Annotated in this window: 6 protein-coding genes and 1 tRNA gene; 3 read left to right on the top strand and 4 right to left on the bottom strand. The window is 39.3% G+C overall.

Translation table 11 applies throughout. From position 1 onward, the window contains the following. Positions 1-13: 13 nt before the first annotated feature. The 3 genes from JM84_RS05610 to JM84_RS05600 are packed head-to-tail and all read right to left on the bottom strand — an operon-like array spanning position 14 to position 2,380. On the bottom strand, positions 14-787 hold the full coding sequence (locus JM84_RS05610; RefSeq protein ID WP_144783147.1) for a carboxypeptidase-like regulatory domain-containing protein: 774 nt from the start codon (positions 785-787) through the stop codon (positions 14-16). Continuing rightward, positions 780-1,577, bottom strand: coding sequence for a carboxypeptidase-like regulatory domain-containing protein (locus tag JM84_RS05605; protein WP_144783146.1), 798 nt, complete (start codon positions 1,575-1,577; stop codon positions 780-782). Before JM84_RS05605 ends, JM84_RS05610 begins: the two co-directional genes overlap by 8 nt. Further along, a complete protein-coding gene (locus JM84_RS05600) occupies positions 1,577-2,380 on the bottom strand; it encodes a hypothetical protein (protein WP_144783144.1) in 804 nt (267 codons plus the stop codon). The genes JM84_RS05605 and JM84_RS05600 overlap by 1 nt, the downstream gene beginning before the upstream one ends. 125 nt (positions 2,381-2,505) lie before the next feature. Here JM84_RS05600 and pepE point away from each other — a divergent pair, with 125 nt between their 5' ends. Continuing rightward, positions 2,506-3,210 carry a dipeptidase PepE gene (pepE, locus tag JM84_RS05595; RefSeq protein ID WP_144783142.1) on the top strand — a complete coding sequence of 235 codons (705 nt, stop codon included), beginning with the start codon at positions 2,506-2,508 and terminating at the stop codon, positions 3,208-3,210. Positions 3,211-3,340: 130 nt separating this feature from the next. Here pepE and JM84_RS05590 read toward each other — a convergent pair. Further along, a tRNA-Gly gene (locus tag JM84_RS05590) sits at positions 3,341-3,416 on the bottom strand. A gap of 335 nt (positions 3,417-3,751) precedes the next feature. Between JM84_RS05590 and JM84_RS05585 the strand changes: the two genes are divergently transcribed. Together JM84_RS05585 and JM84_RS15510 are read left to right on the top strand one after the other, a co-directional pair. Then, positions 3,752-12,583: a beta strand repeat-containing protein gene (locus JM84_RS05585; protein ID WP_144783139.1), complete on the top strand. Its 8,832-nt coding sequence runs from the start codon at positions 3,752-3,754 to the stop codon at positions 12,581-12,583. 9 nt (positions 12,584-12,592) lie between these two features. Next, positions 12,593-13,948 carry a collagen-like protein gene (locus JM84_RS15510; protein WP_144783137.1) on the top strand — a complete coding sequence of 452 codons (1,356 nt, stop codon included), beginning with the start codon at positions 12,593-12,595 and terminating at the stop codon, positions 13,946-13,948. The last annotated feature ends 7 nt before the right edge of the window (positions 13,949-13,955 follow it).

Here is a 13,955-nt window from a genome sequence, read left to right as displayed (position 1 = left end):
AATATGCCACAGCTTAATCTTTTTTCATCAAGGCTTTATATGCAGCAGATTTTTTTATCATGAAATCGAGTAAACCTAATGCATTATTTGCGTCTACAAGTTCCTTAGCTTTTGGATCTTCAAAAGTGTAATACACGAAGTCCTCTATATATTCTTTCTCAATATTAAGCTCATTCATATATATACTATCTGAAAATGTGTACCTGCTTTCTTGAACTAACTTTTCAAAACGAGAAACTTCAATATGCTTTTTGAGCATTTTCAACCTTCCGGTAATGGAGTTTATGAGTCCATCTAGAGGTATCCCTGCTCCACTAGAGATCGCAGTATGGTAACGACGTTCTTCAACAGTGCGAGGTGGTGCAGTATTTTCTGGAATACCTAGGTCTGTGGGTGTAATTGTGCGCTCATAAGTTGTACTCCCTATATCTTTAGTAATATCTCCTGTGAGGTCTGTATTGCTTATGTTTACCTGATCTAACTCTGTGATTTTTGGGATAAGATATAAGGTAATCTTACCTCGATTATACATTGTCTCATTTACAACAAATTGTCTTGGCTCATATTGCACAGCACTTATATTAATAGTATCATTAAGACGAGTTTCTATAGAAAACTGTCCATTACTGGAGGTAATAGTACCGCGTCGCATGTTGAGGTTTACAATGGTTAGATTTGCCTTATCTATAGTGTCATTAAGAACCTGTCCTTCTAGCATAATCGTATCCTGACTCACCGCGGTAAGCGCACTCATAAATAATAGTGCTAGTAGTAGATATTTATTCATTGTTCTCATCATTTTTAGGTAAGACGCTTTCGGCGGCTTTTAGTTTCAAATATACGGGAGATTTTGTGAGCATAAAGTCTAGCAAGCCCAAAGTATTACCTTCGTTTGCTATTGCCTCTGCTCGCTCATCTTCAAAAACATAATAAACAAAATCTAAAATAAGCTCATCTGGAATATTGAGTGACTTGATGTACATACTGTCATTAAAGTTATCTCTATTACCCTCCACCAACGCTCTGAATTTTGAAATTTTGAGCTGTTTTTTGAGCATTTTTGTGCGACCAGTTATCGCATTTATAAGCGACCCTAGTGGGCCTGCACCTCCTGTTGCTCCATAAAACCTACGTTCTTCGGCAGTCATTGTAGGTCTAGCATTTGCTGGAATACCTAAGTCTCTAGGATCTATAAAAACTTGCAAAGGAACAGCATTTAAATCTTTAGACAAGTCACCACTTAAGGTTATATTGCTTAAAACAACCTCGTCAAGTTCATTCACCTTGGGTTCTAAGTAAAAGGAAATCTTGCCTCTACCATATATTACTGGAGTCACAACAATCTGTCTACTCTCATATTGCACAGCACTAATATTAATCGTGTCATGAACTCTTACCGGAATTTCAAAAACTCCATTTGCATTTGTGGTAGCACCTCTTTTAAGCGTAAGATTGACAATATTGAGTTGACTTACTCCTATCGTATCGTTAAGAACGGTACCGGTAAGGGTTGTTACTTCTTGACCTAATCCCGAAAAGGTACTAGCAAGCACTAGATATAGCAACAGTCTTTTCATTAATTTCTTTTGAGTTGTGTATCTTGTGTTAACAGTAGGTTCTTATATTCTTTTTGCTTAGATAGTAAATATTCAAGCGTACTGAGCTTATTCCCTAAATCAACATCTGTTAGCTGCTCCTCATCTTTAAGCACCCAAAATGTAAAATCATCAATGTATTCTTCTGGTATTTGTAGCGAACTAGTAAAAACAGCATCTGCATAATAGTTTCTCAGTTGATCAACCCTTTTTTGATATTCCATAATCTCAACCGCCCTTTTAAGACGTTTAGTCTTTCCAGAAAGCTTATTGAGAATTCCATCTAATGACACATCTAACCTAAGATTTTGCCTACCTACTTGATCTGATGGCCTCGATGTTGCTGTATGCAATCTGCGATATTCGACGGCAATGGGTTTTCTCATAACACCAAGCGCCTTAGGTCTAACTACAAGTTTTACTTCCTTTGCATCTTTCTTAATATTACCTGATAGCCCATTGTTTGATAATTGAACCGTTTGTAGTTCGCTCACATCAGGAGTCATAAACACTTCAATAAACCCACTATCATATACCTTATTAGTAACCGTAAGTTGTTCTGTTTTAAACTGCAGTGCTTTAATTATTAGTGTATCTCCTTTGCGTACCTCAATATTGAATGTGCCCTTAGCACTAGTGATGGTTCCTTTTTTTGTTGTGATATTAACTACTGTCACTTGCCCTACATCATCCTTTATATTAAGTAACTTCCCCGTAATTTCACGAGATTCTTGACCATTTAAAATGGTGCCATACATAAACATTAACAGCAAAAAGAATCTCATTTACAATCAGTTAGTCTTTTCAAAGAAAACTGTAACTACCCCAAAAAACAATCAATACAGCTCTAAAATTTTGTTAATTGGCAATCACATGATCACTAGTTTGTATTTTTAGCCAAAGCTTTACAATGTCTAAAAACCTTATCATAGCAAGCACCTCCACTATTCATGGCAGTGCTTATCTAGAATATTTACTCCCTACCCTTAAAAAACTATATACCGGTGTCGATGAGATATTATTTATCCCATACGCACGACCAGGAGGCATAACTCATGACGATTATACAGCCATTGCTCAGAAAGCATTCTCAAAAATCAATAAAAAGGTAATAGGGATTCATACTTATAAAGACGCCGCAGAAGCTATAAAGGTTGCCCAAGGAATTTTTACTGGGGGTGGGAATACATTTGTTTTAGTAAACCAGCTATATAAAAATGCGGTCATGCAACCACTTAGAGAGGTATTACTTAATGGCACTCCATACTTAGGAACTAGTGCGGGGAGTAATATTTGTGGACTTACGATGCAAACTACAAATGACATGCCTATAAGTTACCCACCTAGCTTTAAGACACTAGGGATGGTTCCTTTTAATATCAATCCGCATTATTTAGATCCAGACACAAACTCTACGCACATGGGAGAGACTAGAGAAACTAGAATAAAGGAATACCACGCTTATAATACGGTACCCGTAATAGGTATAAGAGAAGGAAGCTGGATTCGAGTAGAAGGAAAAAAAATCACTTTAGAAGGAACTCTTTCGGCTAGAGTATTTGAACAAAACAAAACTCCCTACGAGATAGACACAAATACACTTCTCACTTTCTAAGAATTACGCTTTCGCGAAAACATCTTCTTTTAACCCACAGATCCTAAAACGTTTAAATCTCGTATATACATAGTGTAGTGATTTAAATCCATAAAAAAAAGGCTCTACATTAATGTAGAGCCTTTACTATTGGAGCGGGAGACCAGGTTCGAACTGGCGACATTCAGCTTGGAAGGCTGACGCTCTACCAACTGAGCTACTCCCGCATTTATTGAAGTTTAACTTCAAATGGTATTAACATCAAGTCATGTTTGATATTAAAGCGTGGCAAAAATAGTTTTTTTTTAGATACTTGCAAGAAAAATACAAAAAATATTTACTATCTAACATTTTTCAAAAAAGTGCCTTTCGTCGATACTAAACAACACTTAATCTACAACTAACTGATTACCAACAGGGCTTGTAAACACTAATTATTCAACATAAAAAAAAAGTTTATTTTAGAAGTAGTCCGATGCTCTTGACATGAATATGTTGACCTAAAAACATCTATAAAGACAACTGATTTAGAATAAAATTACCCTATTTAATTACATCTTAAATGAAAAAATTACTAATCCTTTCGTGCTTTTTATTATTATCGATATCTGCCTTTGGTCAGGTAAAGATAGGTGACAATCCAAATGCAATTAATGGCTCTTCTCTACTAGAACTTGAGAGCACCAACAAGGTCTTAGTTGCCACTAGAGTAAGCACAAGTCAAATGAATGCAATCACACCACTTTCTGGAGGTTTAGTATTCAATACTGATGAAAATTGCTTTTTCCAATACACAGGATCAAACTGGCAGAGCTTATGCCAGATAGCTTCAATGATTGTTGATAATAACGATGGTACATACACTTATACAGATGCCAATGGAAACTCTCAAATTATCAATACTCAAGCTTCTTCTAACCCATATGACAACTCAAATTCAGGACTTGTAGGGACAAACGTACAAGATGCTATAGATGAAGTTAATACAGCAATAGGTAATGTTGCAATTGTAGACAACGGTGATGGAACTTATAATTTTACAGACCCAAGCGGAACTACAACTACCATTGCAGATACTTCAATTTCTACTTTAGTTGATAATGGAGACGGAACATACACGTATACAGATGAAACTGGGGCAACGCAAGTAATCGACACAAATGCTTCTGCAAATCCATATGACAATACAACGTCAGGACTAGCAGCAACAAACGTTCAAGACGCTATTGACGAAATCAACTCAGCAGCAGGGACAGTAGCGCTCATAGATAACGGTGACGGAACTTACGACTTCACTGACGCAAGTGGAACCACAACTACCATCGCAGATACTTCTATCTCAACACTAGTTGACAACGCAGACGGAACATACACCTATACAGATGAAACGGGAGCTACACAAGTAATTGACACAAACGCTTCTGCAAATCCATATGACAATACAACGTCAGGACTAGCAGCAACAAATGTGCAAGATGCAATCGACGAAATCAACGCAGCAGCAGGAACAGTAGCACTTGTAGATAATGGCGACGGAACATACGACTTCACAGACGCAAGTGGAACCACAACTACCATCGCAGATACTTCTATCTCAACACTCGTAGACAACGCAGACGGAACATACACCTACACTGATGAAACCGGAGCTACGCAAGTAATCGACACAAACGCTTCTGCAAATCCTTATGACAATACAACGTCAGGACTAGCAGCAACAAATGTGCAAGATGCAATCGACGAAATCAACTCAGCAGCAGGGACAGTAGCGCTCATAGATAACGGTGACGGAACTTACGACTTCACTGACGCAAGCGGAACTACAACTACCATCGCAGATACTTCTATCTCAACACTCGTAGACAACGCAGACGGAACATACACCTATACAGATGAAACGGGAGCTACACAAGTAATTGACACAAATGCTTCTGCAAATCCATATGACAATACAACGTCAGGACTAGCAGCAACAAACGTTCAAGACGCCATTGACGAAATCAACGCAGCAGCAGGAACAGTAGCGCTCGTAGATAACGGTGACGGAACATACGACTTCACAGACGCAAGCGGAACAACGACTACCATTGCAGATACCTCTATCTCTACACTAGTTGACAACGCAGACGGAACTTATACGTATACTGATGAAACTGGAGCAACACAAGTAATCGACACAAACGCTTCAGCAAATCCATATGACAATGCAACTTCAGGATTAGTTGCTACAAACGTGCAAGATGCAATTGACGAAATAAACGCAGCAGCTGGAACAGTAGCACTAGTAGATAACGGTGATGGAACCTACGACTTTACAGATGCAAGCGGAACAACAACTACTATTGCAGATACCTCTATCTCTACACTAGTTGACAACACAGATGGAACATATACGTATACAGATGAGACGGGAGCAACGCAAGTAATGGACACTAACGCTTCAGCAAATCCGTATGACAATGCAACTTCAGGATTAGTTGCTACAAACGTGCAAGATGCAATTGATGAAATTAATGCAGCAGCAGGAACAGTAGCATTAGTAGATAATGGCGATGGAACATACGACTTCACAGACGCAAGCGGGACAACAACGACTATTGCAGATACTTCTGTATCAACGCTTGTTGATAATGGTAATGGAACCTATGGTTATACCGATGAAACTGGAATAACTACAGTAATTGACACCAACGGCTTTAATATCACAAATACTGTAGCAGGTAATACTATTGCAACCGTAACAGACGCTGCTGGCACTGCAACAGATATTAATGAAACGGTCACTACTATATCAGATGCAGCAGACGGTAACGTAACCTTCACCAACGAGGCTGGAGCAACAATCACAGTAGCTAAAGCAGACATCACAGATAACGCAGACGGAACATATACGTTCACAAACAATGATGGGTCTGATGTAATTATTGACACTAACGGTGTAGCTATCACAGATGTTATTGCAGGTAACCTTATCGCAACAGTAACTAACGCTGATGGAACAGCAGTTGAAATTGATGAAACAATCACAGATGTTACAGACTTGAATGCAGCGGCAGTTACAAATACCATTGCTACCTATAATTCAGAAGACGCTACAGCATTTACAATCGCAGAAACGGTTACCACTATCTCAGATGCAGCAGACGGAAACGTAACCTTCACCAACGAGGCTGGAGCAACAATCACAGTAGCTAAAGCAGACATCACAGATAACGCAGACGGAACCTACACATTCACAAACAATGATGGGTCTGATGTAATTATTGACACTAACGGTGTAGCTATTACAGATGTTATTGCAGGTAACCTTATCGCAACAGTAACAAATGCAGATGGAACAGCAGTTGAAATTGATGAAACAATCACAGACGTAACAGACTTAAACGCAGCGGCAGTTACAAACACCATTGCTACCTATAACTCAGAAGACGCTACAGCTTTTACAATTGCAGAAACAGTTACAACAATCTCAGATGAAACTGACGGAAATGTAACCTTTACCAATGAAGCAGGTGCAACAATTACCGTAGCTAAAGCAGACATCACAGATAACGCAGACGGAACATACACATTCACAAACAATGATGGGTCTGATGTAATTATTGACACTAACGGTGTAGCTATTACAGATGTTATTGCAGGTAACCTGATCGCAACAGTAACAAACGCAGATGGAACAGCAGTTGAAATTGATGAAACTATTACAACCGCTACGCAAAACGTAGTAGATGCTGATGGTAATGCAATCGCAGTATACAACAACGAAAATGGAGATGCAGTAAACATCAATGAAACCATTACAACCGCTACGCAAAATGTAGTAGATGCTGATGGAAATGCAATCGCAGTCTACAACAACGAAAATGGAGATGCAGTAAACATTAATGAAACCATCACTACAGCTACGCAAAACGTAGTAGATGCTGATGGTAATGCAATCGCTGTCTACAACAACGAAAATGGAGATGCAGTAAACATCAATGAAACCATCACTACCGCTACTCAAAATGTATTAGATGCTGATGGGAATGCAATCGCTGTATACAACAACGAAAATGGAGATGCAGTAAACATTAATGAGACAATCACAACCGCTACGCAAAATGTATTAGATGCAGATGGAAATGCAATCGCTGTCTACAACAACGAAAATGGAGACGCTGTAAACATTAATGAAACCATCACAACCGCTACGCAAAACGTAGTAGATGCTGATGGAAATGCAATCGCTGTCTACAACAACGAAAATGGAGATGCTGTAAACATTAATGAAACCATCACTACAGCTACGCAAAATGTAGTAGATGCGGATGGTAATGCAATCGCTGTCTACAACAACGAAAATGGAGACGCAGTAAACATTAATGAAACCATCACTACAGCTACTCAAAATGTAGTAGATGCTGATGGGAATGCAATCGCAGTATACAACAACGAAAATGGAGATGCAGTAAACATTAATGAAACCATCACTACAGCTACTCAAAATGTATTAGATGCTGATGGAAATGCAATCGCAGTATACAACAACGAAAATGGAGATGCAGTAAATATTAATGAAACCATTACAACTGCTACGCAAAATGTATTAGATGCGGATGGAAATGCAATCGCTGTCTACAACAACGAAAATGGAGACGCTGTAAACATTAATGAAACCATCACTACAGCTACGCAAAACGTAGTAGATGCTGATGGTAATGCAATCGCTGTCTACAACAACGAAAATGGAGATGCAGTAAACATTAATGAAACCATCACTACAGCTACTCAAAATGTAGTAGATGCTGATGGAAATGCAATCGCAGTATACAACAACGAAAATGGAGATGCAGTAAATATTAATGAAACCATTACAACTGCTACGCAAAATGTATTAGATGCGGATGGAAATGCAATCGCTGTCTACAACAACGAAAATGGAGACGCTGTAAACATTAATGAAACCATCACTACAGCTACTCAAAACGTAGTAGATGCTGATGGTAATGCAATCGCTGTCTACAACAACGAAAATGGAGATGCAGTAAACATTAATGAAACTATCACTACCGCTACGCAAAATGTATTAGATGCTGATGGGAATGCAATCGCAGTATACAATAATGAAAACGGAGATGCAGTAAACATTAATGAAACCATTACAACCGCTACTCAAAATGTAGTAGATGCAGATGGGAATGCAATCGCAGTATACAACAACGAAAATGGAGATGCAGTAAACATCAATGAAACCATTACAACCGCTACTCAAAATGTATTAGATGCTGATGGTAATGCAATCGCTGTCTACAACAATGAAAATGGAGATGCAGTAAACATTAATGAAACTATCACTACAGCTACTCAAAATGTATTAGATGCAGATGGTAATGCAATCGCTGTCTACAACAATGAAAACGGAGATGCAGTAAACATTAATGAAACCATTACAACCGCTACTCAAAATGTATTAGATGCAGATGGTAATGCAATCGCAGTATACAACAATGAAAACGGAGATGCAGTAAATATTAATGAAACCATCACTACCGCTACTCAAAACGTAGTAGATGCGGATGGGAATGCAATCGCTGTCTACAACAACGAAAATGGAGATGCAGTAAACATTAATGAGACAATCACTACAGCTACGCAAAATGTAGTAGATGCGGATGGAAATGCAATCGCAGTATACAACAACGAAAATGGAGATGCTGTAAACATTAATGAAACCATCACTACAGCTACTCAAAATGTATTAGATGCAGATGGTAATGCAATCGCTGTCTACAACAATGAAAACGGAGATGCAGTAAACATTAATGAGACCATTACAACCGCTACGCAAAATGTATTAGATGCGGATGGTAATGCAATCGCTGTCTACAACAACGAAAACGGAGATGCAGTAAACATTAATGAAACAATTACAACTGCTACTCAAAATGTAGTAGATGCGGATGGTAATGCAATCGCTGTCTACAACAACGAAAATGGAGACGCTGTAAACATTAATGAAACCATCACTACCGCTACTCAAAACGTAGTAGATGCTGATGGTAATGCAATCGCTGTCTACAACAATGAAAATGGAGATGCAGTAAACATCAATGAAACCATTACAACCGCTACGCAAAATGTAGTAGATGCTGATGGAAATGCAATCGCAGTCTACAACAACGAAAATGGAGATGCAGTAAACATTAATGAAACCATCACTACAGCTACGCAAAACGTAGTAGATGCTGATGGTAATGCAATCGCTGTCTACAACAACGAAAATGGAGATGCAGTAAACATCAATGAAACCATCACTACCGCTACTCAAAATGTATTAGATGCTGATGGGAATGCAATCGCTGTATACAACAACGAAAATGGAGATGCAGTAAACATTAATGAGACAATCACAACCGCTACGCAAAATGTATTAGATGCGGATGGGAATGCAATCGCTGTCTACAACAACGAAAATGGAGACGCTGTAAACATTAATGAAACCATCACAACCGCTACGCAAAACGTAGTAGATGCTGATGGAAATGCAATCGCTGTCTACAACAACGAAAACGGAGATGCAGTAAACATTAATGAGACAATCACAACAGCTACGCAAAATGTAGTAGATGCGGATGGTAATGCAATCGCTGTCTACAACAACGAAAATGGAGACGCTGTAAACATTAATGAAACCATCACTACAGCTACTCAAAATGTAGTAGATGCTGATGGGAATGCAATCGCAGTATACAACAACGAAAATGGAGATGCAGTAAACATTAATGAAACCATCACTACAGCTACGCAAAATGTATTAGATGCTGATGGAAATGCAATCGCAGTATACAACAACGAAAATGGAGATGCAGTAAATATTAATGAAACCATCACTACAGCTACGCAAAATGTATTAGATGCGGATGGAAATGCAATCGCTGTCTACAACAATGAAAACGGAGATGCAGTAAATATTAATGAAACCATCACTACAGCTACTCAAAACGTAGTAGATGCTGATGGTAATGCAATCGCTGTCTACAACAACGAAAATGGAGATGCAGTAAACATTAATGAAACTATCACTACCGCTACGCAAAATGTATTAGATGCTGATGGGAATGCAATCGCAGTATACAATAATGAAAACGGAGATGCAGTAAACATTAATGAAACCATTACAACCGCTACTCAAAATGTATCAGATGCAGATGGTAATGCAATCGCAGTATACAACAACGAAAATGGAGATGCAGTAAACATCAATGAAACCATTACAACCGCTACTCAAAATGTATTAGATGCAGATGGTAATGCAATCGCTGTCTACAACAATGAAAACGGAGATGCAGTAAATATTAATGAAACCATCACTACAGCTACTCAAAACGTAGTAGATGCTGATGGTAATGCAATCGCTGTCTACAACAACGAAAATGGAGATGCTGTAAACATTAATGAAACCATTACAACCGCTACTCAAAATGTATTAGATGCAGATGGTAATGCAATCGCTGTCTACAACAATGAAAACGGAGATGCAGTAAACATTAATGAAACCATTACAACCGCTACTCAAAACGTAGTAGATGCTGATGGTAATGCAATTGCTGTTTACAACAATGAAAACGGAGATGCAGTAAACATTAATGAAACCATTACAACCGCTACTCAAAATGTATCAGATGCAGATGGTAATGCAATCGCAGTATACAATAATGAAAACGGAGATGCAGTAAACATCAATGAAACCATCACTACCGCTACTCAAAATGTATTAGATGCTGATGGGAATGTAATCGCAGTATACAACAACGAAAATGGAGATGCAGTAAACATTAATGAGACAATCACTACAGCTACGCAAAATGTAGTAGATGCGGATGGTAATGCAATCGCAGTATACAACAACGAAAATGGAGATGCAGTAAACATTAATGAAACCATCACTACAGCTACTCAAAATGTATTAGATGCGGATGGTAATGCAATCGCTGTCTACAACAATGAAAACGGAGATGCAGTAAACATTAATGAGACCATTACAACCGCTACGCAAAATGTATTAGATGCGGATGGTAATGCAATCGCTGTCTACAACAACGAAAACGGAGATGCAGTAAACATTAATGAAACCATCACTACAGCTACTCAAAATGTATTAGATGCGGATGGTAATGCAATCGCTGTCTACAACAATGAAAACGGAGATGCAGTAAACATTAATGAGACCATTACAACCGCTACGCAAAATGTATTAGATGCGGATGGTAATGCAATCGCTGTCTACAACAACGAAAACGGAGATGCAGTAAACATTAATGAAACAATTACAACTGCTACTCAAAATGTAGTAGATGCGGATGGTAATGCAATCGCTGTCTACAACAACGAAAATGGAGACGCTGTAAACATTAATGAAACCATCACTACAGCTACGCAAAACGTAGTAGATGCTGATGGTAATGCAATCGCTGTCTACAACAATGAAAACGGAGATGCAGTAAATATTAATGAAACCATCACTACAGCTACGCAAAACGTAGTAGATGCTGATGGTAATGCAATCGCAGTATACAACAACGAAAATGGAGATGCAGTAAACATCAATGAAACCATTACAACCGCTACTCAAAATGTATTAGATGCGGATGGTAATGCAATCGCTGTCTACAACAACGAAAATGGAGATGCAGTAAACATTAATGAAACTATCACTACAGCTACTCAAAATATATTAGATGCTGATGGTAATGCAATTGCTGTTTACAACAATGAAAATGGAGATGCAGTAAATATCAACGAGACCATTACTACTGCTACACAGAATGTATTAGATGCGGATGGAAATGCTATCGCTGTCTACAACAACGAAAATGGAGACGCTGTAAACATTAATGAATCAGTAACCACATTTACACAAAATGATACTCCTACAGCAACAGCCCCGACTGCAACTGGAGAAATTACTTATACTGATGAAGCCGGTAATCCTTTTACCGCTCAGATTGTAAGTGCAGATGCAAATAATGCTCTTTCAGTAGGAACAGACGGCGGTGCATATTTAGCTGTTGCGCCAACTATATACGCTACTGGTAAAGTTGCCCCAGCTGGTGGAGGCGCAATCTTTAACGCTACAGCAGTAAAGGTTACTACAAACAACACTAGTGGAGGAAATACAAATGGAGATTATAGAATAACATTCACAACACCACTACCAAGTGCTAATTATGTGATTCAACTTACGGTCCTAGATCGCAACGGTGCTGGTAATGACGATCCTGATTCAAGCTATTACAATCAAACAGCTGATGGATTTACTGTTAACATTGGAGACAATGATAATGGCGGAACTGATAGAGCAGATTTTGACTCAGAATTTATGTTTACTGTAATTACCATCCCTGGATTTTAAAACAACACAATGAAAAAGTTTTTATTTATTATTCTATTATGTAGCTACGCTTTCGCGAAAGCGCAAACCACAGATCCTGCATATTTAATAAATGTGCAAAAAGCGTCACAATCAGAAATAGACGCCTATAATCCAGCAGATCTCGAAATAGGTATGCTAGTATACAATACAGATGTAAATAGAATATTTGAATATACAACATCAGGATTTTTAGTAATACTAACAGATGCCGATGTATCAGAAACAGTAACCACTTTTGTAGATAATGGAAATGGTACGGCTACGTATACAAACGAAAACAACACTGCTGTCACCATAGGCATTGTAGGTCCACAAGGACCAGCAGGGGCAGACGGAGCAACAGGTGCAACTGGACCGCAAGGACCAGCAGGTGCAGACGGAGCAACAGGCGCAACAGGCGCAACTGGACCACAAGGACCAGCAGGGGCAGATGGAGCAACAGGCGCAACTGGACCGCAAGGACCGGTAGGTGCAGATGGAGCAACAGGTGCAATTGGACCGCAGGGACCACAAGGACCACAAGGACCACAAGGACCAGCAGGTGCAGACGGAGCAACTGGAGCAACTGGAGCGATTGGACCGCAAGGACCAGCAGGCGCAGACGGAGCAACAGGCGCAACTGGGCCACAGGGACCAATAGGTCCAAAAGGAACTGACGGTGCGACTGGCGCTACAGGACCGCAAGGACCGGCTGGTGCAGACGGAGCGACAGGTGCCACTGGCCCACAAGGAGATGCTGGACCGCAGGGACCTACTGGTGCAACCGGTGCAGATGGCGCAACTGGACCAGCTGGACCCACAGGCGCTCAAGGAGTAGAAGGACCACAGGGACCCGTAGGACCATCAGGAACATACAACGGATTTTTTATTATAGACAACAGCACATTAACCACCACTGGAACATATAGCCAGAGTATATCAGGTATCCCTTTTGAGCCATCACAAGTTACTTTTAAGGCGCATCCTAATATAGGATCGTTTAACATTAATGATGATAATGCGCTAGGAGCAAATAATACTGGATTGCTTGAAAACACCTTTGGCGCAATGAATGGGTTTGCTCGAGCAGGCAGTCCTATTGCACAGGCGGTTATATTTTCTGGCGGAAGTGGTAGCTCTATTAATAACATATCTAGATATGCAAATAACACGCAATGCATAGGCTTAAGATATACTAACAATAACGGAAGTAATCTAGGTGTTATCTCTGCATCTCTGGCAAGCTTTACTGCTACAGGTTTTAATCTTAATGTAACATACACACTAGGTACGACAGGTTCGGCAGCAGTACAAAATGACATACTAGATGAGTCTGTAATTGTTCTATTTACAGCATACGAGTAAAATTACT

Origin of the sequence: Dokdonia sp. Hel_I_63 (assembly GCF_007827285.1) — a bacterium.
In the GTDB taxonomy this organism is placed as follows: domain Bacteria; phylum Bacteroidota; class Bacteroidia; order Flavobacteriales; family Flavobacteriaceae; genus Dokdonia.
Note: the sequence above shows the minus strand (reverse complement) of the source record. Positions and strands in the feature narration are given on the sequence as shown.